Here is a 24,111-nt window from a genome sequence, read left to right as displayed (position 1 = left end):
CCCCTTACGACAAGACCGGAACCGGCGCGTGCCGGTCCCGGTCTCGTGCGTCACTGCCTAGGCAATGACGAAGTCGGGGGTTGGTTTCAGGCCCAGGCCTGCATTTCCGTTTCGAGGTTGTCGACGATCGCCTCGAAGAACTGCTCGGTGGTCATCCAGCTCTGGTCGGGACCGATGAGCAGCGCGAGGTCCTTGGTCATCTTGCCGCTTTCGACGGTCTGGATGCAAACCCGCTCGAGCGTCTCGGCGAACTTCACCACATCGGGCGTGTTGTCGAAGCGCCCGCGATAGATCAGGCCGCGCGTCCAGGCGAAGATGCTAGCGATCGGATTGGTGCTGGTCGCCTTGCCTTCCTGGTGCTGGCGATAGTGGCGGGTAACCGTGCCGTGCGCGGCTTCGGCTTCGACGGTCTTGCCATCGGGCGTCATCAGCACGCTGGTCATCAGGCCAAGCGAGCCGAAGCCCTGCGCAACCACGTCGGACTGGACGTCGCCGTCGTAGTTCTTGCAGGCCCACACGAACTTGCCGCTCCACTTGAGCGCGGCGGCGACCATGTCGTCGATCAGGCGGTGTTCGTAGGTGATGTTCGCTTCGGCGAACTTGTCCTTGAATTCGCTTTCGAACACTTCCTCGAACAGATCCTTGAAGCGGCCGTCATACTTCTTGAGGATGGTGTTCTTGGTCGACAGATACACCGGCCAGCCACGGTCGAGACCGTAGTTCATGCAGGCACGCGCGAAGTCGCGGATGCTGTCGTCGAGATTGTACATCGCCATGGCGACGCCCGAGCTCTGGAACTCGTAAACGTCGAGATCGATGTTCTCGCCATTCTCGCCTTCGAAGACGAGGCGCAGCTTGCCGGGGCCGGGGATCAGCGTGTCCTTGGCGCGGTACTGGTCGCCGAAAGCGTGACGGCCGACGACGATTGGGTCGGTCCAGCCCGGGACGAGGCGCGGAACGTTGTCGATCACGATCGGCTCGCGGAAGACGACCCCGCCGAGGATGTTGCGGATCGTACCGTTGGGGCTGACCCACATCTTCTTGAGGCCGAATTCCTCGACGCGGGCTTCGTCGGGGGTGATGGTGGCGCATTTTACGCCCACGCCATATTGCTTGATCGCATTGGCCGCGTCGATCGTGATCTGGTCATCGGTTTCGTCGCGCTTCTCGATCGAAAGGTCGTAATACTTAAGGTCGACGTCGAGATAAGGCAGGATCAGCCGCTCGCGAATCCACTGCCAGATGATTTTCGTCATTTCGTCGCCGTCGAGTTCGACGATCGGGTTCGCAACCTTGATCTTCGCCATGGGTATCCTGTTCGTTCAAAATGAATTGCGCGCGCCATAGCAGAGCACGGCGCGAGGGCAAGGTTGGACAAGAGTTTCGCCGAGGGGACAATCGGTGCGGATAGGTAGCCCGACCTGCGCAAAAGGGTCAGGCTGGTGCCGACAATCCAACACCAAGGTCGCTTTCACTGCCGGGTAAAGCCGCGACGCATAGGGCCGCTTGCAGAAGTCTCATTTCCAAGAAGTAAACGCACAAAGAAAAACCGGCCGCGGAGAGAACTCCGCGGCCGGTCCGTTTCAAGCTAGCAGCTTAAATTATGCGCTAACCGGGGTATCGTCGTCGTCGTCAGCGGCGATAACAACGCCTGCCACAACTGCGATACCGGCCAGGATGGCGATGATGAGGCCAGCGCCACCAAGTTCCGAGGTGTCTTCAGCGGCAGCCGACGAACGCTCGACAGCAACCGGAGCAGCCGAAGCGGCCACAGGCGCGAACGCCATTGCAGCAGCCGAAGCCGAAATCAAAATTTTCTTCGCAATCATCTTGTTCTCCATTGTGAATTCAGATCTTTAGCCGAAACGCGAGAAGCGAGCCGACTGCGCCCGTATTCGAATCATACCTAGTTGATCTAGCCGGCGCTAGCAACCCCGTTAATCTCCGTGAGTGACCCATTCGTCTCACGTGGGAAGGGCATAAATTACATTCGTTCTCAAAAGGTTGACTTCAGAACCCTATCTGTCGCTCGGCACCGTTTTACTTTCCAACCTCTGGTGTGGCCTTTATGCAGCAATTACAAGGGCATTATGATTGGCGCTGGATGCTGTACCGTGCGAATGGAGCAACCTCGCAAAGGAAGTACGGCGCAACTATTGGCACCAAATATCAAAGCATCGCATCTTGGCGACGGGGCCCAGGCCTCCACGATGACACTGTTCAAAAAGTGATGTGGTACGAAAAAGCCCGCCGTTTCGGGCGGGCTTTATATGCCTTGGAGGCTTCGATGGTGGGCGTAGCAAGGATTGAACTTGCGACCCCTACGATGTCAACATAGTGCTCTACCACTGAGCTATACGCCCGCACCATCGAGCGCCCCTTCGCGGGGCAGGCCGGCCCTTTAGCGAGCCTGGGAAAGCCGCGCAAGGCCCTATTGTCGACTTATTGAAACTGGGCGCTGATGCGGTCGTCGAGGACCCGTTCAACCTCGAGAACGAGGTCGCGTAGATGGAACGGTTTGGACAGCACCTTGGCGTTCGGCTGCTCGCGGCTGGCCTTCAGTGTCACGGCCGCGAAACCGGTAATGAACATGACCTTGGTGTCGGGGCTGATCTCGTTGCAACGCTGCGCGAGTTCGATGCCGTCCATCTCGGGCATGACGATATCCGACAGCAGCAGATCGTAGCCCGTCTCCTTCAGCAACGGGAGGGCCTCGGTTCCGCGATCGACCGCATCGACGGCGTAGCCGGCATTGACGAGCGCGCGTTCGAGATAGACGCGCATCGCATCGTCATCCTCGGCAAGCAGGATTCGCTGGTTCGGTGTTACATTCATGGATGCGTGCATAACGCACGAGCTTTAAAAAACCATGTATCGGAAACGAGTATTGTTAACGGCGCCGGGGCGAGATGGTGGCTTCGGGCACGTCCTGACAGTTTATCGGGGACGAGTGCCCGACAGCGCCGCAATTCCGCGCTTGCCTAATCGCCGCGATCGCACGAACGTGGGGTGATGGTACATACGTCGGCAGCAGCGCAGGAGCGCCTCCAGCCACTTACGGGCGGACGCATCCCGGAGAACGACGGGCCATCATACCGCCTGTGGCAGCGGGAAGGGGGGCACTTACCGGCTTTGATCGCGGTGCCGCATAGCGGGCGGTGCTATCCTGCTTTTCTGCTCGCAGCGCTACGCCAGCCCGAACGCGCCAGCCTGCGCCTGGAAGACCGCTATGTCGATGCGCTTGCCCTGCCTGCAGCCGAAGCGACGCAAACCAGTCTTCTGCTGGCCGATGCACCACGCGCGATGATTGATCTCAACCGGTCGGCGGACGATATCGATTGGGGCATGGTTCGCGGGCCCAAGCCGCGCATGACACGTCATTCGCTTGCCAACCGGCGTTCACGCAATGGGCTCGGGCTGGTGCCCCGGCGGCTTCCGGGTATGGGCGAAATCTGGCGGCGAGCGCTCGATCGGAGTGAGCTCGATAGCTGGATCGCGGGGATCTATCATCCCTACCATGCGGCTCTGAGCCATGAACTCGAGCGCTTGCGCGACCGGTGGGGCACGGCGCTGCTTATCGATCTGCATTCCATGCCGCCCTTGCCCAAAGCGCATCCGCACGATCAGCCGGCCGAGTTCGTAATCGGCGATCGGTTCGGCGCGTCGTGCGAACCGGGGCTGGTCGATCTTGCGATCAGGTATTTGGCGAACAACGGCCGCCGAGTGGCGCATAACCGGCCCTATGCGGGGGGATATGTTCTCGACCGCTACGGACAGACGGCGCGCGGTATTCATGCGATCCAGGTCGAGGTCTGCCGTAGCACCTATCTCGATGCACGGTTGGACCAACCCAGCGTACGGGCAGGGGCGATCGCGAAGCTTTTATCGGGCCTGATACGCACACTCGGCATCGAGGCGGCGTTGATGGGCAACTCCGGCGCCGCCGCGCAAGCGGCGGAATGACCCAGAAAAAAACCACCCCACGCAAGTGCGCAGGGTGGCCAAGGTTCAGGGAGGAATGCACTCGCGTGCATTACCGGACGAGCGATGAGGGAAAGCGTCGTCCGGCACAGGAAAAATGGGTTCGGGCGGTTTTGGTTTCAAGAGGCGGCCTGCCGTGAAAGCGTCACGGTTGAGCGCAGGATCAGGAAGCCGTCGCCGGGGCGGGTCAGCGCCTTGGCTGCGCGATCAACAGCAGCGCATCGCCGTGCAGCATATCTGAGCGCGGACCGTGAACAACAGCGCATTCGCCAACGGCCAAGTCTTCCTTTCCTATGGCGACCGTTCCCGAGAAGGGAATGAATAAAGCCGGGTGATCGGCAAACCCAGGGAAGGGCGCTTCGCCGCTGCAGCGCCAGTAGAACAGGTCGAAATGCGGCCCGTCGACAAGTTGGCCGGCGTCACCATCGATTCTGCTGCGCAGCGAAGCCGGGTATGGGGCTGTGTCAGCGATTTCGACGCCGCGGTCGAGATGGAGTTCGCGTGGGCGACCGTAGTCGAACAGGCGAAAGGTAATATCGTTGTTCTGTTGCACCTCGATAAGACTCACCCCGCCGCCAATGGCGTGGACAGTGCCGCCCGGGATATAGAATGCATCTCCCGGATAGACTTCGTGCCAGTCGAGCAGATGGATAATGCTACCATCCAGCGCGGCCGCTTGCATGTGCTCAGCACTGATCGTTTCGCGAAACCCGGCCGCAATCCTCGCGCCCGGTTCGGCATGAGTGATGACCCAGCATTCGCTTTTTCCAGTGGTGCCGAGGCCCAATGCTCGTGCCTGCTCATTCGTGGGGTGAGCCTGAACCGACAGTCTTTCGCTGGCAAAAATGTATTTCGCCAAGAGCTGGTCTAGATCGCGTGTCGGTTCGAACCAGACCTCTCCAATTGGTTTCTGAAACGAGTGACCAAACAGCGGCGGAAGTCGCGAAACACCCCATACTTTTTCGACGAACCGGGTTCGGAGCTTCTGGATCATGAATTCCTGCAACGGCTTGCCTCGCCGATCCGTTGGGCAGCGTCGCGCGCCACGACAAGAACATCGTTACCGTCGACAACCACCACGGTGTCGTCCACGCCGATTAGTGTGACATGGGGACCGTCGCTGTCGATCATGGAACCTGTCGCACCCAGGATTTCCCCGGGACCGACGACAACGTTCGGCTCGTTGGCGGGGTTTCGCTCGCGCAAAAGCGCATCCCAATTGCCGATGTCGGACCACCCCATGGAAACATCGATCATCGCGGCACGGTCGGTGTTCTCCATAACCGCGTAGTCGACTGACTCCGCACATATCGTTGCAAAGCAATCGGCGTCGGGGCGCATGTCGCTGCCGGATCTCACGCCCTTTGCAAGGGCTGCTGCAGCCGCGATAGCCATTTCAGGTCGATGCTTCTCCAACTCACTGAGGTAGGTTCCGGCCTTGAAAGCGAAAATGCCGCCATTCCAAGCGTATCCACCGTCCGCCAGGAAACCCAACGCCGTTGCGAGATCGGGCTTTTCGACGAAACTCCGCACTTCGTACCCGGCGCCGAGTGGTGGGCCGCGATGTAGATAGCCATAACCGGTTTCCGGCGCGGTGGCTTCGATCCCGAATGCCACCAAGTGATCTTCGCTCGCCAGTTCCGCAGCTGCGCCTGCCGCGTCCCGAAATGCCTGCGGATCGACGATGTGATGGTCGCTCGGGCATACCAGCATAATTTCCTGCGGCTCCAAGGCCATCGCCGCAAGGGCAATTGCCGGTGCTGTATTGCGACCCATCGGCTCGATGACGAACTGCGCATCTGGCGCGATCGCCGCTGCCTGTGGTTTGGCGAATTGAAGGTGATGCTCGCCAATCACCACGATCGGAGCGGAAAACAGGTGCCGGTCTGTGCACCGTGAAAGGGTGGCTTCGAAGAGCGTGTTCGAGCCCAAGAGCGGAATAAACGGCTTCGGTTTGCTGGCACGGCTTCGCGGCCAAAGGCGCGTTCCACTGCCCCCGCACAAGACAACAGGTACGATTGTCGGCACGCGCATCGCCTCCCCGCGATTGGAAGCGATTGATGTGGCAGACCCGAGGTTTTCTGAAAAGGGGCTGCCAGGCCTTTACGCCAAGGAGATTGCTAATTCGCCTCGTGCGGAATTTCCAGTTCGGGAACGAAGCCCGTTTGCCAATCGGCCAGGCCCGCTGGGTGGGACTGTGCAGCCTCGGCGATTTTCGCCAGTTCGGCTTCGATGAATTCGACGCGTTCGTCCCAGCCGTCATGCGTACGCTTGCGGAAGATCCAGCCGCCATGCTTCGGGCCCCAGGTCCGCATGAAACGGACCGCGGCTGCGGGATCGTAGCCGGCATTTTGCAGGATCCACGGCATCAGCCGGTCGGCATCGCGCTCGGAGAGCCGGACGAGTTTCCTTTTCCAGCCGATTTCGGCGAAAGTCTGCGGATGGCGCAGGATGTTATGCGCCATTTCATGCGCTATCGCGGCAGCGAATGATGCTTCGTCATACGCAAGGCCCGGAAAGTTCTCCCCGACCAGCACACGGCTGCCGTCGGCCGCCGCGCTGCTCTTGGAATCGACGAGCTCGAACCGCGTGGGGCAGGCCGGGACCCCGATGATCGAAGCTGCCAGCACCGGCGATTCGGCGCGGCTCAAGGAAAGATCCAGCGTTCCCCGGGATAGCGCATCATCGACTACGTCCCTCAGCGCCGACACGCGCTGCCAGCGCGGATTGGTCAGTGGCCATTCGGCCTCGATCGTGCGGCCAGCGATAGCGAGGATCGTGTCATTCTGCCGAATTCCTGCGGCGTCAGCCGGAGACAGCGGCGCAACCGCTTGCACGCCGATATCGCCGAGCAGGCCAAACTGCCGACGCACTGCGGCGGGATCATTGTAACTGCCTGCATCGTGGATCAGGAGGCCGGAAACCCTCACCGTCTGGTCGCAGAATGCCGCGTTCGCGGTAGCCAGACGGTATCCGACCCGGAAGAGCCGATCCTCGCTGCGCTGAAAGGTTTCAAGAGGTTCGGGCGGGTCGCTACCGTCCGCAGCCGCCGAAGCCATGCTCCCGGCCATGCCCAGAGCGAGCGCGGCGACTATCGTGCGCATGCGCGCAAATCGAGGCACGGGAGCGCGAGCCGGAGTGGTGCGCGCTCCCGTACTCGAATGATTATGCAGTCGGGACACCGGCGGTCGCAGCATCGGGCAGGGGAACCTTGCCCTGCTGGAGCTGGCGCCCGAAAATCGTGCGCATCACGTCCATCGAGAAGATCTGCGCCCAGATCAGGGGCAGCAGGCCGCTCTCGGTCCATTTGCGCAGCTGGTCACCGCGAAGTTCGCGCAGCTTGTCCTGGTTGATCATCTGGAAGCCACGGTAGATGAAGGGCTTGTCGCTGCCCTGCTGCGTGATGGAAATCTCGCCATCCATCAGCAGGTCATGGTCCTTGAGTTCCTTCATGAAGGCCTGCGTGCGCTGACCGGCATGCTCGAACTGCTCGCAGAACTCGAGGATCTGCTTGGTGCCTTCGCTGGCTTCCCCGTTCTCGAACAGCGGCTGGCCGTCTTCGAATTCGCCGATATTCTCGGCGGTGGGATCGAAGCAGAGCGACAGTTCGTCGCTGTCCGGCTTGAGCCGTGCAAGCATGAAGGGGTAGCGGCGGACGTAAGCGGGGATGTAAACCTGTTCGGTCACCGTACCTTCGTCATCGACGAAAGTGTTTACGCCGTCGTTGAGCCCCATCAGCGCGAGCGGAACGGCATCCGGACCAGTCGAGAAAACGATCGGCAGGTCGCGCTGCGCCTGGACGAATTCATCAACCGTCAGGGGCACTGCGTGCTGGTTGGCCAGCCAAGGGGCCTTCGGCATCGGACGCGAACGATAGTTCGCATGGTCCTTGCTGTTGAGCGGCATCAGGTCTTTGAAGAACAGGGGCAGGTTGGGCTGCGGCGCGCTGGCCATGGATTTCTCCGAAATTCGATTGGATTGAGCAGCACACCCCGGGAGGATATGCGCGCGAAGCGCGGGCTTTAAGGCCTCGCCGTCTCAGGCGCAAGCGGTACGAGTTTGCCTGGGTTGAGCAGCCCCTGAGGGTCGAGCGCCTGCTTGATCGAGCGCATCAGTCTGAGCGAGACAGGATCGCCGAGCCGGCCCAGTTCGTCCCGCTTCATCTGCCCGATTCCGTGCTCGGCGCTCAGCGATCCGCCATATTCGGTGACGCGGTCATGGACGAAAGCGCTGATGGCCTTGCCTTCGCGCTCTTCCCATTCGCCCGCAACGGCGGCCTCGGGCGCGAGAACATGATAATGGATATTGCCGTCGCCCAGATGCCCGAAACCCGCAACCAGAGTGCCGGGAAAGCGCGTCTCGATCTGCGGCGAAACCGTCTCGACGAATTCGGCCATGCGCGACACCGGGACGGAGATGTCGTGCTGCATCGCGGGCCCGATCGCACGTTCCGCCGGTGAGATGCTTTCGCGCAAGTGCCAGAAGCTTTCGGCCTGGCTCTCGTTGGCGGCGATAACCGCGTCTTCCAGCAGCTCGCGCTCCATCGCGGTTTCGAAAACCGTCTCCACCAGGGTATCGAGTCCGTCGGTGACGCCTGCAGGTGCGACCAGTTCGATCAATGCGTACCAGGCGTGCTCGTTTTCCAGCGGGCTGCGCGTGTCGGGCAGATAGGCCAGCACCGCATCGAGGCAATGCCGCGGCAGGACTTCGAACCCCTCGAGCGCGTCGCCGGCCTGCTGTTCGCAGTGCATCAGCAGTTGGCGTGCCTGGGCAATGCCGGCGAGACCGACCCACGCGACGCGCCGTTCGCCGATTTCCGGAGCGAGCTGCAAGGTGGCCGCCGTAACGATGCCCAGCGTGCCTTCCGAGCCGATCAGCACTTGCTTGAGGTCGAACCCGCGGTTGTCCTTCTTCAGGGGCACGAGCCCGGAGAACACATCGCCGTTCGCCAGCACTGCCTCGATCCCGAGCACCTGAGCCCGCATCGTCCCATGGCGAAGGACCTGCGTACCCCCGGCATTGGTCGAGATCAGGCCGCCGACCGTGGCCGAACCCTTGCCGCCCAGCGTAAGCGGGAACCGCAAACCTTCTTTCTCCGCGGCCTCGTGCAGCGTCTGGAGGATCACGCCCGCCTCGCACGTGATTTGCATGCTGTCCTTCTCGAGGTGGCGGATTGCAGTCATTCGCCGCAACGAGAGGATAACGCTATCGCCGGTATCGTCGGGTGTGGCCCCGCCCGACATTCCGCTGTTGCCGCCTTGCGCGACGATTGGGACACCGTGCTCCGCGCAAAGCCTGACGAACTGGGCGACCTCTTCAGTCGAGGTCGGCGAAGCAAGACCGAGCGCGCGGCCGGTATAGCGGCCTCGCCAGTCGGTCAGCCACGGATCGAGCAGGTCGGGATCGCAGGTAAAGCCGCGCGGCCCCAGGAGACCAGCGGCGGCTTCGTGGAAGGTCTGGGCGTCGGTCATCGCATGTCCTCCTGCCACAATTCGCTGGCCGATTGCCACCACTTGCCAATCGAAAGCAAACAATTAAGCCCGCATTCAACCGTGAGGGTACAACCGAGCACGTGACGTACCCGCATGGTGTCCAACACGCGGCCAAGGAGCGATCGAACCCGACCGATGTCCCTGCTTTCTCCCCTCGCTGCCATGCTGATCGCATTGGGCTCGTCCCAGGGCGCCGGCGACGATGGGGTGGCCCGGCAGGCCGCGGTTCCGAGTGAAGCACCGCTTGGCGCGGCGCCGCTTGTGGGGCGGGGCTCGATATGGTCATCCGATGCTGCATCCGCCGGGAAGGCCCCTATCGCCCGGCAGGTGCGGATCGAGCGCCGCGTGATCATGCGCATCACGCCGCAACCGGGCAATTCGCGCCGCGGGTTCCTGTCGCAATTGCCGCGCCAAACCGCTCCGCGCGTCGTCGAGCGGCCCCACGGTGAATGCGTCGATGCCGGCGAGATCGTCGGCGTGGCCGATCGGGGCAGTCGGCTGGTCATGTATATGCGCGACCGGCAGATCATCTCTGCCGAACTCGAAAAGGCGTGCAGCCCGCGCGATTTCTATCTCGGTTTCTATGTCGAACGCAGCCCCGACGGGCAGCTCTGCGTCAACCGCGATCGGTTGATGTCGCGCGCCGGGGCAAAGTGCCGGATTGCCGATTTCCACCGATTGATCGCCGTCGCGGACTGACATTCGCGTCGGGCCTGCCGGGATTTCTTGACTTTTGGGCCGATTCCGGCGAATGGCGCGCCCAGCCAATGCTGCGGACGCGCGGCGACTTGTAGGCCAATGTTCCAGGGACAGTTTCTAACCGCATGACTTTCGCCGATCTCGGCCTTTCCGAAGACTTGCTCAAAGCAGTAAGCGAAGCCGGCTATACAGAGCCGACCGACATCCAGCGCGAAGCGATTCCGCCGATCCTGATGATGAAAGACATCATCGGAATCGCGCAGACGGGCACCGGCAAGACTGCCAGCTTCGTGCTGCCGATGATCGACATCATGGCCAGCGGACGGCGGCGCGCACTAATGCCGCGTTCGCTGATTCTCGCGCCGACGCGCGAACTCGCAGCCCAGGTGGCCGAAAACTTCGAGAAATACGGCAAGAACCACGATCTCAAGCTCGCGCTGCTGATTGGCGGCGTGCAGATGGGCGATCAGGTCAAGGCGCTGAATGATGGCGTCGACGTGCTGATCGCCACGCCGGGCCGGCTTATGGATCTTTTCGAACGGGGCAAGATCCTGCTCAACGGCTGCGAATTGCTGGTCATCGACGAAGCCGATCGCATGCTCGACATGGGGTTCATCCCCGATATCGAATTCATCTGTTCCAAGCTTCCCGAAGCGCGGCAGACGATGCTGTTCTCGGCGACCATGCCGCCACCGATCGAGAAGCTCGCCAAGAAGTTTCTCAACAATCCTAAGCGGATAGAAGTCAGCCGCGCGGCGACCACGAACAAGGACATCACCGCGTTCAAGGTTCCGGTAAAGGCACGGCAGAAGCGCGACACGCTGCGTTGGCTGCTGGAAAACGACCACGTCGAGACCGCGATCATCTTCTCCAATCGCAAGACCACCGTGCGCGAGCTCAACAAGAGTTTGCAGAGCTATGGCTTCCGCAGTGGTGAGATCCATGGCGACATGGACCAGTCGAACCGGCTGAAGGAACTCGAACGCTTCAAGCAGGGCGAGATCAACATCCTCGTCGCTTCGGACGTCGCGGCTCGCGGGCTCGACGTCAAAGGCGTGAGCCACGTGTTCAATTTCGACACGCCCTGGCACCCGGACGATTACGTCCACCGGATCGGCCGTACGGGCAGGGCAGGGGCCAAGGGCCGCGCCTTTACGCTCGTGGCCGAAGAAGATGCCGAAGCGATCGCCAATGTCGAGAAGCTGACCGGCGCCGAAGTGCCCGTGTTCGGCAAGAAGGACGTTCGTGTCGATCTGGTCGACACGGCAGCCGAACCCAAGCCCGCGCGCGAAGACAAGCCCGAACGCGCGGCAAAGCCCAAGCGTTCGCCCAAGCCCGACACGGACGCCGAAGCGGCCGCCGAAGAAAAAGCCCAAGCGCGCTCGCAAGAAGCGGGACGATGACGAGGCACCGCGCGAAAAGCCGGCGCGCAAGGCCCGGGCTAAGAGCGAAGGGCGCCAGCAGCGCGGCGACGATGGCGGTTCGGTCCCGGCGGGCGAATGGAACGGTCCGCGCCCCGGTTTTCTGGATATTTCTGCGACCTGATAGCGATCCGGGCGTACGTGCGCCCGGCGATAATCCTCAGTCGGCCAGGCTGACGAAACTGTCGAGAACGCGCTTCTCGCCTGCTTTCTCGAATTCTATCGTCAGCTTGTTGCCTTCCTGGGCGGTCACGCAGCCATAGCCGAACTTGTCATGGAAGACGCGGGCGCCAAGCGCGATATCGCTGCGCGGCTTGGCCGCGAAGCTCGCCGCACTGCGGCCCGGTTCAGCGAGACGCTTGGGCGTCGTGTCATAACCTGACGAGAGCGCCCTTTGCCAACCGGGACCCCGCTTGCCGGACCGGTCCGGCCGGCTGGTCGAGACATGCGCGAACGGGTCGTCGGTCTCGCTCCAATTCGCCCGCCAGAGCGAGGCACCGCCGGTCATCGTGGTTTCGGACGTGATATAGTCTTCGGGAAGGTCTTCGATGAACCGGCTGGGGATCGAGCTTGTCCACTGGCCGTAGATGCGGCGGTTCGCTGCATGCAATATCGTGCAACGGCGCTTGGCGCGTGTGATCGCGACATAGGCCAGCCGGCGTTCTTCCTCGAGGCTTGCAAGGCCGCCCTCGTCGATGGCGCGCTGGCTCGGGAACACGCCTTCTTCCCATCCGGGCAGGAAGACGTGGTCGAATTCCAGCCCCTTGGCAGCGTGCATGGTCATTATGGTGACCTTCTCGCCATCGCCGGCGCGCTCATTGTCCATCACCAGGCTGACATGCTCGAGGAAATCGCCGAGCGTCTCGTATTCTTCCATCGCCCGCGCGAGTTCGGTGAGGTTCTCGAGCCGCCCCGCGCTTTCGGCGCTGCGATCCTTTTGCAGCATGTCTTCGTACCCGCTTTCCGCAAGCACGCTGCGCAGCAGTTCCGACGGGGTGACCTTGTCTGCCTGTTCGCGCCAGTGAACGAACTGGCCCAGCAAGGCGACAAGGTTGTTTCGCGCCCGCGCAGGCAGTTCGTCGGTATCGCACAGGTCTAAGCTGGCAGCGGCAAGCGGCATCTGCAACTGGCGTGCATGACGGCGCATCGCCTCGAGCGTCTTCGCGCCGAGCCCACGCTTGGGCTGGTTGTAGATCCTTTCGAAGGCGAGGTCGTCGGCCGGCTGCGCGATGACGCGCAAATAGGCCAGCGCATCGCGGATTTCGGCGCGTTCGTAGAACCGGAAACCGCCGACGATGCGATAGTTGAGGCCGATCTGGATAAACCGGTCTTCGAATTCCCGCGTCTGGTACTGCGCGCGCACCAGGATTGCGATCTGGTCGAGCGGTGCGCCCTCGCTTTCGAGCCGTTCGATCTCCTCGCCTACGCGGCGCGCTTCCTCGGGCGCGTCCCATACGCCGATGATCCGCACCTTCTCACCGGGCGGCAGTTCGGTCCACAGCGTCTTGCCGAGACGTTCGCTATTGGCATTGATCAGGCCCGAGGCCGCCGCCAGGATCTGCGGTGTCGAACGGTAGTTCTGTTCCAGCTTGACCACTGACGCGCCGGGAAAATCTTTTTCGAACTTGAGGATATTGGCGACTTCCGCGCCGCGCCATGAATAGATCGACTGATCGTCGTCGCCCACCACGCAGATATTTTTGCGCGTCTGAGCGAGCAGCCTCAGCCAGAGATACTGGACCTGGTTGGTGTCCTGATATTCGTCGACGAGGATGTATTTGAAGCGCTGCTGGTATTGCGCGAGCACGTCGTGATGCGTGCGGAAGATGTTCAGTATGTGCAGCAAGAGGTCGCCGAAGTCGCAGGCGTTGAGCGTCTTCAGCCGGTCCTGATAGAGCTTGTAGAACTGGGCGCCGCGCCCGTTGGCATAGCTTTCATTCTCGACTGCATCGAGATCGCCGGGATTGAGCCCGCGATTCTTCCACCGGTCGAGCAGGCCGGCCAGTTGCCGCGCCGGCCAGCGCTTCTCGTCGACGTTGTTTTCCTGGATCAGTTGCTTGAGCAGGCGGATCTGGTCGTCCGTGTCGATGATCGTGTAATTGCTTTCCAGCCCGACCAGTTCGGCATGGCGGCGCAGCATTCGTGCCCCGATCGAATGAAACGTGCCCAACCACGGCATCCCTTCGACCGCATCGCCGATATGCCGGCCCACGCGTTCGCGCATTTCGCGCGCCGCCTTGTTGGTGAAGGTGACGCAAAGAATTTCGCTGGGCCATGCACGCCGCGTTGCGATGAGATGTGCCAGCCGTGCGGTGAGCGCCGCAGTCTTCCCGGTGCCTGCCCCGGCGAGCATCAGAACGGGGCCTTCGGTGGTCAGCACCGCCTCGCGCTGGGGAGCATTCAACCGCGCCGCATAGGCGGGAATCTGCGCATCTGCGGGCGCGTCGGACGGGGTGGGGAGGTCTGTCATGGAGTACGGAACAGCTAGGGAACGAAGCGGCGCAAGACAAGCCCCGGCCACATGGGCGCGCCGGAACCGACGACCGGGGCGCTGCGTAGGTTAGCCGTACACACCAAACAAATGGAGGAATCTCCTATGCGTAATCTGATTCTTGCCGGCGCTGCAGCGCTTGCCTTTACCGCTGTTCCGGCTGCTGCCGACGATCACATGTCGGGCGAAAGCTACAGCTGGTCCACCGAGCAGGAAGCCGCCTATGACCAGTGGCCCGCCGATCGCCAGACCGCTTATGATGCATGGCCCGCAGGCGTTCAGGAATATTACTGGACGCTGTCGCCCGTGCAGACCGAAGGCTGGTGGGTGCTGACCGACGAACAGCGGGTCGCCATCTACGAAATGGAACCGGTAACGCGCATGCAGGCGTGGAACCAGATCGCTGCCCAGATGAATGGCAATCCGGCAACTACGTCGAGTGCATCGTCGAGCGCGACCACGTCGCCCCGCTTCGTGAGCAACGCCGTGACACAGTCGGTTCCGCCCGAATACACCCCCGCCGACAATGCAAACCTGCCGGTATGTTCGGCCATGCAGCAGGATGGGTGCATCAACAGCTGGGCCAAGAACAAGACGGGTAATCGCCCGCTCGAATACTGGCCGGGTCAGCCCGCCAGCATGATCCCCCAGAAGCTTCCCGCAACCAAGCCGGGTTCGTGAACTGAATTGAATGCGCGTCCTGCCAGCGGGCAGGGTGCGAAACGAATGGGTGGGACCGCCAAGGCGGTTCCGCCCTTTTCGCGTCTCAGGGATCTGCGAGGTCGGTACCGGTTTCGAACCTGTCGCCGCCGGCTGCGCGGTTCAGGCCGCGAGGCGCAGCAACGTGATCTTCGCCTTGCCGGTCTTTCGCTCGGCAATGATATCGAAGGCCCGCAGAGCGCCTTCTTCCTTCGCGCCGGTTTCGAGCGCGACCCAGGTCGCCGGCCCGATCCAGCCGAGCCGCGCGAGCCGGTCGAGCGCAACATGGCCGGCACCCGTATCGTACGGCGGATCGAGGAAGATCACATCGTGCGCCGCCTTGGCCGGGCTGAGACTGAGCACGGAACCTTGCTGGACCACGCTGCGTCCACGTGCGTCCAGCGTCTCGATATTCTTGCGGATGGCCTCCACCGCGCGCGCATCCTGTTCGACGAACAGGCAGGATGCAGCACCGCGCGACAGAGCCTCCAAGCCTAGCGCGCCCGATCCGGCAAAAAGATCGACTACGCTCAGCCCGTCGAAACTGCCCACGCGGCTGGCCAGCATGTTGAACAGCGTTTCGCGCGTCCGGTCGGCAGTGGGGCGGGTCAGATCGCCCGGCGGCGCGACGAGTTTGCGGCCGCGCCAATCGCCTGCGATGATCCTCAAAGCTGGCCCCCGCGCCTGAGTTGCTTGCGGAACCGCTCGACATCGGCCTGGCGGATTTCCACTGCCTGGCCGCGCGGCAGGTCGGCCAGTTCGAACGGGCCATAGGCGGTCCGCAGCAGGCGATTCACCTGCAGGCCGAGATGTTCGAGCACGCGGCGAACTTCGCGGTTCTTGCCTTCAGTCAGCGTCATTTCGACCCAGCGATTCTTGCCCGAACCGCGCTCGAGGTCGGCCTCGATCCGACCGTAGCGAATGCCGTCGATCTCGACGCCTTCGATCAGTTCGTCGAGTTGCGCCTGCGTGACATCGCCAAAGGCGCGCGCGCGGTAAGTGCGCGGTATGCCCGACGAGGGCAGTTCCATCGCCCGTTTCAGTTCGCCATCATTGGTCAGCATCAGCAGACCTTCGGTGGTGAAGTCGAGACGGCCGACGGGAATCACGCGGCCCGCATCCTTGGGCAAGGCGTTGCGCAGCGCGGTGTAAATGGTGGGCCGGCCGCGGGGATCGCGTTCGGCGGTGATCAGCCCCGAAGGCTTGTGGAACGCGAACAGCCGCGCCGCCTCCGCCCGGCCGACAGCCCTGCCATCGACCGTCACGCCATTGAGATTCGCCAGCTTGACTGCGGGCGTGTCGAGGTCCTTGCCATTGATCGCGATCCGCCCGTCGGCGATCATACGCTCGATTTCGCGGCGGCTGGCGACGCCGGCACGGGCGAGCAGCTTGGCGATCCGATCGCCTTCTTCTGGTAAACGGTTATCGGCCATGCGCGCGCCAATACACACAACCCCCTTCATGCGGAAGCGGTGATCGCCGCCGACCTGCCAGCGATGTGCCCGGACTACCGCGCCAAGTGCGCGCGCCGGGTTCAATTCACGGCGCGCAGCGCCTCTTCCACGGTCTCGTGATAGCGGCGGATACCCCCTTCGAGCGTGCCGAGTGTAAGCTGCGGCACCGCGCCGGTGGCCAGCCCCTGTTGCCCGAGTTCGGCGGCGCGGAAATCCTCGCCCGCGAAGACCCCGCCGTCGAGCAGGGCCCAGCTGCGTTCCCAGTGGTTGCGCGCCTTGTCGGTCCTGGGATGTTCGGGAATGAGCATGAAATCCTCCACCAGCGTGCGATCATGCGCCTGCGGCATCATCACCATGACATTGATGTAGTCCGGGCTGGGGATGACCAACGCGCCGGGCAGCAGCTGATAGGCAAAGGTCACCACGCGGCGCAGTGCGGCCATGTCCTCCAGATCGACCCCGTCCATTTCCTCGAGCCGGCCCACCGCGCTGCGGGCATGCGGTCCGATCATGTCGCCGCTGGTTGCGCCGTCCTTGAAGAACGGCCCGATCGTCTGCGCATGCAGGCGGGTGACATGATAGCTTTCGAGGAAAGCATCCATGATCAGTTTCCAGTTCCCCGCCACTTCGTGCGTCTTGCGGCGGAACAGCACGTGTTCGCCCATGCCGAGCGCGTCGAAATCCTCGCCGATCTTGTCCGCGAAACCGAAATCCGCGCTGTCTGCGCAAGGGGAGAACCATATCAGCCCGCCGGTTTCGCGGCTGGGCAGTTCCACGAGGCCGTAATCGCCCTTATCGAGCCCGGGGAAGGTATCGGGCCGCGGCAGGGCCAGCAAACGGCCGTCCACCGCATAGGTCCATGCGTGATAGGGGCACACCAGCCTTTTCGTGCACTGAACCTCATTGCCTTCGACCAGCCGCGTGCCGCGGTGCCGGCAGACGTTCAGGAAGACATGCGCCTTGCCCGATGCATCGCGGGTCACCAGCAAGGGGCGCCCGGTGGCGTTATGCGGCAGCGCCATGCCGGGATCTGGCAACAGCGCAGACGGGCAGACGATCTGGGGCAGCCGGTCGTAGATCGCCGCTTTTTCTCGCTGCCAGTAATCCGGATCGGTATAGACGCTTGCGGGCACCGTGGTCGCACTACCGGCATCGCGCTGCCGACCTTCGGCGATATCCCTGGCCAGGGCCAGCATGCCACGGGTCGGGCGATGCGCGGGTTGTTTGGTGTCGACATCGCTCATGACGCCTGTTCCTCCCTCTCTCTGCCGCTAGTGTCGCAAAAATCACACCGAATTGGAAGGATGCCAGCGAATGGCTGCGGTCGCAGAAGACAAGAAGAAGATTTCCGCTTGGCGCGCGCTCGGCATGGCGCTGGGCAATCGCAAGACCGGCTTCATGTTGCTGTTCGGTTTTGCCAGCGGTCTGCCCTTCGCGCTTTTTCTCGGCACCCTGTTCGCCTGGCTGACCGAAGCCGAGGTCGATCTCGAGACGATGGGCATCTTCTCGCTCATCGGTTTGGCCTATGCTTTCCAGTTCCTCTGGTCGCCGCTGATCGACAAGGTGAACATACCGGTGCTGCGCCGGCTGGGACGGCGCAAGCAGTGGATCGTGCCGATGCAGCTGGTGCTGGGCGCGATCCTGATTACGATGAGCGTGCTGGAACCGCGTACCCAGCTCGGCTGGTTCAGCCTGCTGGCGGGAATCGGCGCGTTCGCCAGCGCCACACAGGATATCGCGATCAATGCGTGGCGGATCGACGTGGCCGACGAGCGCGCGACGATCGACATTCTCTCCACTGTTTACCAGATGGGCTACCGGCTGTCGTCGCTGGTGGGCGGGGCGCTCGGCCTGATCATTGCCGCGCGGATCGGCTGGCCCGAAACCTACGCGCTGATGGGGGCGATCCTGCTGGGCGTGGGCTTCATCGGCCTGTGGGCGCCCAATGCGAGCGAAAACGCCGCGGATGTGGCGACCGAAAGCGAACGGCAGGTGCGCGCGCTGCGTCATGCGGGGGAACTCGAACCCGCGATCCGCAATCGCGCGCTGGCGCTGGTCGCGCTGCTGTGGGCGGGGGCGATCGGCATCGTCCTGACGTTCATGATCATGTCGATGACCTACGCCCCCGAAGATCGGCCCAACCCGACCGAATTCACGGTCAATGTCGGCCCGTGGATCATCGTGGCAACCATCATCCTGCCCGCGCTGATCGCCGGCTGGCTCGCCTCGAAGAAGCGCCGCGGCGAACACCTGCTGACAGCCGACGAGGAACCCGCCAGCGGCGGCAATTACATCCTCGATCACCTGTACCGCGCGCTGGTGCTGCCGCTGGTCGAATTCGTGGGACGGATGGGATGGTCGCTGGTGCTGATCTTGGCGGTGGTGCTGACCTATCGTATCTGCGACGCGATCTGGGGTACTTTCGCCTATCCCTTCTATCTCGGGGAGCTCGACTACACGAATGACGACGTCGCTTTCGCGTCGAAGTTCTTCGGCGTGGGGGCAATCATCGCAGGGCTCGCGCTCGGCGGCCTGTTGCTGACCACCATCGGCCGGATGGCGACACTGCTGATCGGCGGGATACTCGCCGCGCTGACCAATCTGCTTTACGCGGATATGGCCGTGGGCGGATATTATATGGAGGCCTTCAGCGGGGCGATCGGTTTCACCTACCTGATCGAACAGGTACCGGGCATCGGCGATGCGGACCTTGCCAAGCTTACCATCACCATCGCGTTCGAGAACCTCGCGATCGGCATAGCCGGGGCCGCCTATATCGCATGGCTCTCCTCGATCGTCTCGAAGAAGTTCAGCGCGGTGCAGTATGCGCTGCTGTCGTCGCTGACGCTGCTGGTGGGCACGCTGGGGCGCGGCGCCCTTGGCGAAATGATTGAAAACCAAGGCTATTACGACGTCTTCATCCTGACCACATGGATCGGACTGGGGGCGGCGGTGCTGGTTTGCATCGAATGGTATCGCGAAAGCCGCTCGCGTGCCAATTCGGGCGTGGTCGCGCCCGAAGCGGGGCAGGCGGTCGCTCCGGCGGAATAGCGCCGGGTCTATTCCGGCGCTTCGCCGTTGCGCCGCAGCACATCGCCAGCAAGGTAGAGCGACCCCGCGATCAGGACGGGCATCCCATCTTCGGGAATAGCCGCGAGCGCGTTCACGATATCGGGAAAGAAGCGCGCTTGCGGGGCGATCGCTTCTGCCGGATGCCAATCGTGGCCCGGCACCGGGACCACAGCGAGGCTGGCGATCATGGGGGCGAGGGGATCGACCAGCGCAGCCGGATCCTTCGCATCGAGCATGCCGAGCACGAGGTGCAGCTGCTGCCCGGCAAAATGCGCGCCCAGCATGCGCCCGGCATCAGCGTTGTGTCCGCCATCGAGCCATATTTCGCGGTGACCTGCCAAGGGACCGGGGGCAAGGCGCTGCAGCCGGGCGGGCCAGGCCGCCTGCTCGATTCCCTGCGCGAGCGCATGGGGCGTGATCGGCAGCACATCCTGCGCGCGAAGCATGGCGATGGCGAGCGAGGCGTTCACCGCCTGATGCGCTCCGGGCAGGGACGGTAGCGGAAGCGCGAGTTCGCCCTCTGCATCGCGGTAGAAGAGGTGACGTCCTGTTTCCGCCACCCATTCCGCGCCGCGTGCCGATAGCGGTGCCCCGGCGCGCGCGGCTGCGGCCTCGATCTCCTGCTGCGCTGCCTGCGGATAGGACAGGCATGCGAGCGGCACGCCCGCTTTGGCGATTCCGGCCTTTTCAAAGGCGATTCGCGCCACCGGATCGCTGGGTACACCGTCTTCCGGTGCTAGCAGGAAGCGTTCATGGTCGATCCCCAGCGCCGCGATCCCGCATACCGCAAGCACGGCTGGCTCCAGAACATTGGTTGCATCGTAGCGTCCGCCCAGTCCGACTTCGACAACGCAGGCATCGGCCGGGATGCGGGCGAACTCCAGGAACGCTGCGGCTATGGTGACTTCGAAAAAGCTGGGCCCGAGATCTTCGCCCGCGTCGAGCACTTCGGACAGGAGCGAGGCAAGCCGTTCATCGCCGATTAGCTTGCCCGCCAGGCGGATACGCTCGTTGTAACGCACCAAATGCGGGCTGGTGGTGACGTGGACCGAATAGCCTTGCGCCTCGAGCATTGCGCGCAGAAACGCACAGGTCGATCCCTTGCCGTTGGTGCCTGCGACATGGAACACCGGTGGCAGAGCACGGTGCGGATTGCCCAGCAGGTCGAGCAGGGCGCGCACGGTTTTGAGACCCAGCCTGCCATCGGGAACGGAAAGGCGCCCCAGCCGGTCGAGCTGTGCCTGGACTTGGGGATGATCGGAGCGGGCGAAGTCCCGCATGGCGCAGGTCAGGCGGCCTTGGCGGGGGCCAGGTAATCGAGCAGCGTCGCCAAAGTGTCTTTCAGCTCGTGACGATGCACCACCATGTCGACCATGCCGTGCTTGTGCAGGTACTCGGCCCGCTGGAATCCATCGGGCAATTGTTCGCGGATCGTGTCCTGGATCACGCGCTGGCCGGCAAAGCCGATCAGCGCGCCGGGTTCGGCGATATGCACGTCGCCCAGCATCGCATAGCTCGCAGTGACACCGCCCGTGGTCGGGTCGGTCAGCACGACGATATAGGGCAGCTTGGCTTCCTTCAGGCGCCGCGTCATCACCGTTGCCTTGGGCATCTGCATGAGGCTGAGGATGCCTTCCTGCATGCGTGCGCCGCCCGCCGCGGTAACCACGATATAGGGGCAGTGCCGCGACAGCGCGCGTTCGGCGCCCTGGCAGAAGGCGGTGCCCACTGCCATGCCCATCGAACCGCCCATGAAGCCGAAATCCTGCACGCCGACGACCGCGGGCTTGCCCTCGATTGCACCCGAACCGACAAGGAAGGCGTCCTTGTGCGGGCTCTTGGCGCGCGCCTTCTTCAGCCGGTCGGTGTATTTCGCCGTGTCGCGGAACTTGAGCGGGTCTTCCTTCACATCGGGGATGGGAAGGACCTCGAACCCTTCGTCGAGCAGCTGCCGCAGCCGTTCGTCGGCACCGATCCGGCCATGGTGGCCGCAGCGCGGGCAGACATAGGAATTGTCCTCGTATTCCTGCGCGAAGACCATCTGCTGGCAGCTGGGGCACTTGACCCACAGGTCTTTTTCCGTGCTGCGCTTGGACAGCGAGGTGATCGAATTGCGGACGCGGGTGAACCAGTTCATGCGCTGAGCCTATAGTCAGGTTGTCACAAAGCTCAAATAGTCAGCGCACCGCCGGAGCGTCATCCCTGCGCAGGGGCGACGAACTAGCGGGCTGATCGCACCGCTTCGGCAAGCGATGAAGCCAAGGTGCGCAACTTCGCCGGAGCGTCGTCGCCATGTTCGGCGACCAGTTCGACCAGCGCCGAACCCACCACGACTCCATCGGCCACGCGTGCGATCTCGCTCGCCTGCTCGGGTGTGCGCACACCGAAGCCGACCGCGACCGGAATGTCGGTCGATCGCTTGATGCGCGAGACATTGGCTTCGATCGACTCGATCGCCGCCTGCTGCATTCCCGTGATGCCCGCGACTGCGACGTAATAAAGGAAGCCCTCGCTGCCTTGGATCACGGCGGGAAGGCGCTTGTCGTCGGTGGTCGGCGTGGCCAGGCGGATGGGGGCGATTTCCGCAGCACGCAGCGCCGGACCAAGCGCGTCATCTTCCTCCGGCGGGATGTCGACGCAGATCACTCCGTCGATGCCCGCTTCCTTGGCCGCGGCCGCGAACCAGTCGGGCCCGCGGCGAATCATCGGGTTGGCATAGCCCATCAGCACCAGCGGAACATCGGGATGACGCTGGCGAAATGCGGTAGCGATGGCGAGCACGTCGGCCGTCGTCGTTCCGACGCCCAGCGACCGGATATTGGCCGCCTGGATCGCGGGGCCATCCGCCATCGGATCAGTGAAGGGCATGCCCAGTTCGATCACATCGGCGCCGCCTTCGACCAGTGCATCGAGATTGGCAGCGGTGTCCCCGTCGCCGGCAGTCAGGAAGCAGACGAGCGCGGGGTGGGGCTTGGCGAAGGCGGAGGCGAGGCGGGTCGAGGTACTCATAGGGTCAGGTTCGTCCATCTAACTTGGCAGAAGTCTGAGACATGGACCGCATGTTACACTGTCCAAGCGGTAAAAAGCCGGAGGGGGGCAAGCGGGCTTCTTGGGGTGCGGCGGGAGGAAGAGAAACGCGGCAGTTCATGCACTTCCCATGGCATGGAATGAGCCGTGTAGGACAGCGTCTATCCACCCCTCGTCACCCCGGCCCCCGAGCCGGGGTCCCGCTGGTTTGAGCGCCGCGGTGGAAGTAGCTGGACCCCGGATCAAGTCCGGGGTGACGAAGAAAGTTAGCGTGATCATTCGCCGATACTAAGGTCCGTTCCGCACCAGGGACAGAATTCGATAGCAACCATCGACGATCCGCCATCATGAATCAGGATGCCGTATCGTTCGAATTCAGGATTGAACTCGATGAGACAATCGGGGCAGTCGGAGCGATCCCGATGCTCTGAACACGTTTTTTCGACATTCTCCCGCATCATGTCGCAACAGTGCGTCGTCAAATCTCCACTCCCAGCCGCTCGGCCACGGTGAAGATGTCCTTGTCGCCGCGTCCGCACAGATTGGCGAGGATCACGCTGTCCTTGGGCATGTCCTTGGCGACCTTCGCCACTGCCGATATGGCGTGGCTCGGCTCCAGCGCGGGAATGATTCCCTCGGTGCGACAGAGCAGCTGGAACGCCTCCAGCGCCTCGTTATCGGTCACCGCAGTGTATTCGACGCGGCCTGAATCCTTGAGCCACGCATGCTCGGGACCAATGCCGGGATAGTCGAGCCCGGCGCTGATCGAGTGACCTTCGGTAATCTGGCCGTCCTCGTCCTGCAGCAGATAGGTCTTGTTGCCGTGAAGTACGCCGGGGAAACCGCCGAGCAGGCTTGCCGCGTGTTCGTTGCCATCGAGCCCGTGACCCGCCGCCTCGACGCCCAGCAGCTTGACCTCGGCGTCGTCGAGGAAGGGGTGGAACAGGCCCAGCGCGTTCGAACCGCCACCGATGCAGGCCACGGCCAGGTCGGGCAATCGTCCGATCCTCTCGAGCATCTGCGCACGCGCTTCCTTGCCGATGATGCTCTGGAAGTCGCGCACCATCTCTGGATAGGGATGCGGTCCGGCGGCCGTGCCGATAATGTAGAAGGTGTCATGGACGTTCGCGACCCAGTCGCGCAGGCCTTCGTTCATCGCGTCCTTCAGCGTCCCGCGCCCGCTGGTGACGGGCACGATTTCCGCACCGAGCAGCTTCATGCGGAAAACGTTGGGCGATTGGCGCCGCACGTCTTCGGCACCCATGTAGATTACGCAGGGCAGGCCGAAGCGTGCGCAGACCGTTGCGGTGGCGACGCCGTGCTGCCCCGCGCCGGTTTCCGCGATGATGCGAGTCTTGCCCATCCGGATGGCGAGCAGGATCTGCCCGATGCAATTGTTGATCTTGTGCGCGCCGGTGTGATTGAGTTCGTCGCGCTTGAACCAGACCTGCGAGCCGTGGCCCTCGGGCGAACCGGCGCGCAGCGCCTCGGTCAGCCGTTCGGCAAAATAGAGCGGCGAGGGGCGGCCGACGTAATGTTCGAGCAAATCGTCGAATTCGCGCTGGAATTCCGGATCGGCCTGCGCCTTGCGGTATTCACGCTCGAGATCGAGCACCAGCGGCATCAGCGTTTCAGCGACATAGCGTCCGCCGAAGTCGCCGAAATGGCCGCGCTCGTCGGGCTGGTTGCGATAGGAATTGGGATTGGTTTCGGTCATCGCGCTCCCCATGCCGTCCGCAGCAGGCGAAGTCGAGACAGCTTTGCTTTTTCACGAG

Annotated in this window: 21 protein-coding genes and 1 tRNA gene; 5 read left to right on the top strand and 17 right to left on the bottom strand. The window is 62.9% G+C overall.

The genetic code is table 11. The features are described from left to right. Nucleotides 1–86: 86 nt before the first annotated feature. The 4 genes from WKH79_RS05265 to WKH79_RS05250 form a co-directional block, all read right to left on the bottom strand. Complete coding sequence (locus WKH79_RS05265; RefSeq protein ID WP_341859830.1) at nucleotides 87–1,307, bottom strand: NADP-dependent isocitrate dehydrogenase; 1,221 nt, start codon at nucleotides 1,305–1,307, stop codon at nucleotides 87–89. Nucleotides 1,308–1,601: 294 nt separating this feature from the next. Continuing rightward, nucleotides 1,602–1,841 carry a hypothetical protein gene (locus tag WKH79_RS05260; protein WP_237452444.1) on the bottom strand — a complete coding sequence of 80 codons (240 nt, stop codon included), beginning with the start codon at nucleotides 1,839–1,841 and terminating at the stop codon, nucleotides 1,602–1,604. 447 nt (nucleotides 1,842–2,288) lie between these two features. Beyond that, nucleotides 2,289–2,363: transfer RNA gene (locus WKH79_RS05255), tRNA-Val, on the bottom strand. Nucleotides 2,364–2,442: 79 nt separating this feature from the next. Continuing rightward, nucleotides 2,443–2,835, bottom strand: a complete 393-nt coding sequence (locus WKH79_RS05250) for a response regulator (RefSeq protein ID WP_341859829.1) — start codon at nucleotides 2,833–2,835, stop codon at nucleotides 2,443–2,445. A 177-nt stretch (nucleotides 2,836–3,012) separates the two neighbouring features. Here WKH79_RS05250 and WKH79_RS05245 point away from each other — a divergent pair, with 177 nt between their 5' ends. Then, nucleotides 3,013–3,963, top strand: a complete 951-nt coding sequence (locus WKH79_RS05245) for an N-formylglutamate amidohydrolase (RefSeq protein ID WP_341859828.1) — start codon at nucleotides 3,013–3,015, stop codon at nucleotides 3,961–3,963. 205 nt (nucleotides 3,964–4,168) lie between these two features. Here the strand turns inward: WKH79_RS05245 and WKH79_RS05240 are convergent, their stop codons facing one another. The 5 genes from WKH79_RS05240 to WKH79_RS05220 all read right to left on the bottom strand — a co-directional run bounded on the left by WKH79_RS05240 (nucleotide 4,169) and on the right by WKH79_RS05220 (nucleotide 9,452). Beyond that, nucleotides 4,169–4,975 (bottom strand): class I mannose-6-phosphate isomerase, encoded by an 807-nt coding sequence (locus WKH79_RS05240; RefSeq protein WP_341859827.1) that lies wholly within the window; start codon nucleotides 4,973–4,975, stop codon nucleotides 4,169–4,171. Then, nucleotides 4,972–6,015, bottom strand: coding sequence for a mannose-1-phosphate guanylyltransferase (locus tag WKH79_RS05235; RefSeq protein ID WP_341859826.1), 1,044 nt, complete (start codon nucleotides 6,013–6,015; stop codon nucleotides 4,972–4,974). The genes WKH79_RS05240 and WKH79_RS05235 overlap by 4 nt, the downstream gene beginning before the upstream one ends. A gap of 86 nt (nucleotides 6,016–6,101) precedes the next feature. Continuing rightward, a complete protein-coding gene (locus WKH79_RS05230; protein WP_341859825.1) occupies nucleotides 6,102–7,085 on the bottom strand; it encodes a hypothetical protein in 984 nt (327 codons plus the stop codon). Between the two features lie 61 nt (nucleotides 7,086–7,146). Continuing rightward, nucleotides 7,147–7,935, bottom strand: a complete 789-nt coding sequence (locus WKH79_RS05225) for a SapC family protein (RefSeq protein ID WP_050601068.1) — start codon at nucleotides 7,933–7,935, stop codon at nucleotides 7,147–7,149. A gap of 68 nt (nucleotides 7,936–8,003) precedes the next feature. Then, complete coding sequence (locus WKH79_RS05220; protein ID WP_341859824.1) at nucleotides 8,004–9,452, bottom strand: FAD-binding oxidoreductase; 1,449 nt, start codon at nucleotides 9,450–9,452, stop codon at nucleotides 8,004–8,006. Nucleotides 9,453–9,608: 156 nt separating this feature from the next. On the opposite strand from WKH79_RS05220, the gene WKH79_RS05215 reads away from it, so the two are divergent. Beyond that, nucleotides 9,609–10,172 carry a hypothetical protein gene (locus WKH79_RS05215; protein WP_341859822.1) on the top strand — a complete coding sequence of 188 codons (564 nt, stop codon included), beginning with the start codon at nucleotides 9,609–9,611 and terminating at the stop codon, nucleotides 10,170–10,172. A gap of 125 nt (nucleotides 10,173–10,297) precedes the next feature. After that, complete coding sequence (locus tag WKH79_RS05210; protein ID WP_341859821.1) at nucleotides 10,298–11,575, top strand: DEAD/DEAH box helicase; 1,278 nt, start codon at nucleotides 10,298–10,300, stop codon at nucleotides 11,573–11,575. Between the two features lie 178 nt (nucleotides 11,576–11,753). On the opposite strand, the gene WKH79_RS05205 is transcribed toward WKH79_RS05210, so the two are convergent. After that, on the bottom strand, nucleotides 11,754–14,063 hold the full coding sequence (locus WKH79_RS05205; RefSeq protein ID WP_341859820.1) for a UvrD-helicase domain-containing protein: 2,310 nt from the start codon (nucleotides 14,061–14,063) through the stop codon (nucleotides 11,754–11,756). Nucleotides 14,064–14,189: 126 nt separating this feature from the next. Between WKH79_RS05205 and WKH79_RS05200 the strand changes: the two genes are divergently transcribed. Further along, on the top strand, nucleotides 14,190–14,765 hold the full coding sequence (locus WKH79_RS05200; protein WP_341859819.1) for a hypothetical protein: 576 nt from the start codon (nucleotides 14,190–14,192) through the stop codon (nucleotides 14,763–14,765). A 141-nt stretch (nucleotides 14,766–14,906) separates the two neighbouring features. On the opposite strand, the gene rsmD is transcribed toward WKH79_RS05200, so the two are convergent. The 3 genes from rsmD to WKH79_RS05185 form a co-directional block, all read right to left on the bottom strand. After that, the gene (gene rsmD, locus WKH79_RS05195; protein ID WP_341859818.1) at nucleotides 14,907–15,452 is read right to left on the bottom strand and encodes a 16S rRNA (guanine(966)-N(2))-methyltransferase RsmD; all 546 of its coding nucleotides are present in this window, start codon (nucleotides 15,450–15,452) and stop codon (nucleotides 14,907–14,909) included. Beyond that, nucleotides 15,449–16,216 (bottom strand): pseudouridine synthase, encoded by a 768-nt coding sequence (locus WKH79_RS05190; RefSeq protein WP_341859817.1) that lies wholly within the window; start codon nucleotides 16,214–16,216, stop codon nucleotides 15,449–15,451. The genes rsmD and WKH79_RS05190 overlap by 4 nt, the downstream gene beginning before the upstream one ends. A gap of 101 nt (nucleotides 16,217–16,317) precedes the next feature. Continuing rightward, nucleotides 16,318–17,481: an SRPBCC family protein gene (locus WKH79_RS05185; protein WP_341859816.1), complete on the bottom strand. Its 1,164-nt coding sequence runs from the start codon at nucleotides 17,479–17,481 to the stop codon at nucleotides 16,318–16,320. Nucleotides 17,482–17,551: 70 nt separating this feature from the next. On the opposite strand from WKH79_RS05185, the gene WKH79_RS05180 reads away from it, so the two are divergent. After that, nucleotides 17,552–19,288 carry an MFS transporter gene (locus WKH79_RS05180; protein WP_050601077.1) on the top strand — a complete coding sequence of 579 codons (1,737 nt, stop codon included), beginning with the start codon at nucleotides 17,552–17,554 and terminating at the stop codon, nucleotides 19,286–19,288. Nucleotides 19,289–19,296: 8 nt separating this feature from the next. Here WKH79_RS05180 and WKH79_RS05175 read toward each other — a convergent pair whose 3' ends face one another. The 4 genes from WKH79_RS05175 to trpB all read right to left on the bottom strand — a co-directional run bounded on the left by WKH79_RS05175 (nucleotide 19,297) and on the right by trpB (nucleotide 24,053). Next, entirely contained in the window at nucleotides 19,297–20,589 is a 1,293-nt protein-coding gene (locus WKH79_RS05175) for a folylpolyglutamate synthase/dihydrofolate synthase family protein (RefSeq protein ID WP_341859815.1), read from the bottom strand. Between the two features lie 8 nt (nucleotides 20,590–20,597). Next, nucleotides 20,598–21,446, bottom strand: coding sequence for an acetyl-CoA carboxylase, carboxyltransferase subunit beta (gene accD, locus WKH79_RS05170; protein WP_050601079.1), 849 nt, complete (start codon nucleotides 21,444–21,446; stop codon nucleotides 20,598–20,600). Between the two features lie 83 nt (nucleotides 21,447–21,529). Further along, a complete protein-coding gene (gene trpA / locus WKH79_RS05165) occupies nucleotides 21,530–22,318 on the bottom strand; it encodes a tryptophan synthase subunit alpha (protein ID WP_341859814.1) in 789 nt (262 codons plus the stop codon). 496 nt (nucleotides 22,319–22,814) lie between these two features. Then, nucleotides 22,815–24,053, bottom strand: a complete 1,239-nt coding sequence (trpB, locus tag WKH79_RS05160) for a tryptophan synthase subunit beta (RefSeq protein ID WP_341859813.1) — start codon at nucleotides 24,051–24,053, stop codon at nucleotides 22,815–22,817. Nucleotides 24,054–24,111: the final 58 nt, after the last annotated feature.

It is taken from the genome of Qipengyuania sp. GPGPB31 (assembly GCF_038396345.1).
Lineage (GTDB): Bacteria > Pseudomonadota > Alphaproteobacteria > Sphingomonadales > Sphingomonadaceae > Qipengyuania > Qipengyuania citrea.
The sequence above is the reverse complement of the archived record's forward strand: the minus strand, read 5'-3'. Positions and strand labels throughout refer to the sequence as shown.

Bases quoted from the DNA above. Each gene is read 5' to 3' on its own strand.
- WKH79_RS05185 (WP_341859816.1), bottom strand. From the start codon at position 17,481: ATGAGCGATGTCGACACCAAACAACCCGCGCATCGCCCGACCCGTGGC.
- WKH79_RS05245 (WP_341859828.1), top strand. From the start codon at position 3,013: ATGGTACATACGTCGGCAGCAGCGCAGGAGCGCCTCCAGCCACTTACG.
- WKH79_RS05250 (WP_341859829.1), bottom strand. From the start codon at position 2,835: ATGAATGTAACACCGAACCAGCGAATCCTGCTTGCCGAGGATGACGAT.
- WKH79_RS05190 (WP_341859817.1), bottom strand. From the start codon at position 16,216: ATGGCCGATAACCGTTTACCAGAAGAAGGCGATCGGATCGCCAAGCTG.
- WKH79_RS05265 (WP_341859830.1), bottom strand. From the start codon at position 1,307: ATGGCGAAGATCAAGGTTGCGAACCCGATCGTCGAACTCGACGGCGAC.
- trpB (WP_341859813.1), bottom strand. From the start codon at position 24,053: ATGACCGAAACCAATCCCAATTCCTATCGCAACCAGCCCGACGAGCGC.
- WKH79_RS05215 (WP_341859822.1), top strand. From the start codon at position 9,609: ATGTCCCTGCTTTCTCCCCTCGCTGCCATGCTGATCGCATTGGGCTCG.
- WKH79_RS05200 (WP_341859819.1), top strand. From the start codon at position 14,190: ATGCGTAATCTGATTCTTGCCGGCGCTGCAGCGCTTGCCTTTACCGCT.
- WKH79_RS05220 (WP_341859824.1), bottom strand. From the start codon at position 9,452: ATGACCGACGCCCAGACCTTCCACGAAGCCGCCGCTGGTCTCCTGGGG.
- WKH79_RS05210 (WP_341859821.1), top strand. From the start codon at position 10,298: ATGACTTTCGCCGATCTCGGCCTTTCCGAAGACTTGCTCAAAGCAGTA.
- accD (WP_050601079.1), bottom strand. From the start codon at position 21,446: ATGAACTGGTTCACCCGCGTCCGCAATTCGATCACCTCGCTGTCCAAG.
- trpA (WP_341859814.1), bottom strand. From the start codon at position 22,318: ATGAGTACCTCGACCCGCCTCGCCTCCGCCTTCGCCAAGCCCCACCCC.
- WKH79_RS05225 (WP_050601068.1), bottom strand. From the start codon at position 7,935: ATGGCCAGCGCGCCGCAGCCCAACCTGCCCCTGTTCTTCAAAGACCTG.
- WKH79_RS05260 (WP_237452444.1), bottom strand. From the start codon at position 1,841: ATGGAGAACAAGATGATTGCGAAGAAAATTTTGATTTCGGCTTCGGCT.
- WKH79_RS05175 (WP_341859815.1), bottom strand. From the start codon at position 20,589: ATGCGGGACTTCGCCCGCTCCGATCATCCCCAAGTCCAGGCACAGCTC.
- WKH79_RS05235 (WP_341859826.1), bottom strand. From the start codon at position 6,015: ATGCGCGTGCCGACAATCGTACCTGTTGTCTTGTGCGGGGGCAGTGGA.
- WKH79_RS05180 (WP_050601077.1), top strand. From the start codon at position 17,552: ATGGCTGCGGTCGCAGAAGACAAGAAGAAGATTTCCGCTTGGCGCGCG.
- WKH79_RS05240 (WP_341859827.1), bottom strand. From the start codon at position 4,975: ATGATCCAGAAGCTCCGAACCCGGTTCGTCGAAAAAGTATGGGGTGTT.
- WKH79_RS05205 (WP_341859820.1), bottom strand. From the start codon at position 14,063: ATGACAGACCTCCCCACCCCGTCCGACGCGCCCGCAGATGCGCAGATT.
- WKH79_RS05230 (WP_341859825.1), bottom strand. From the start codon at position 7,085: ATGCGCACGATAGTCGCCGCGCTCGCTCTGGGCATGGCCGGGAGCATG.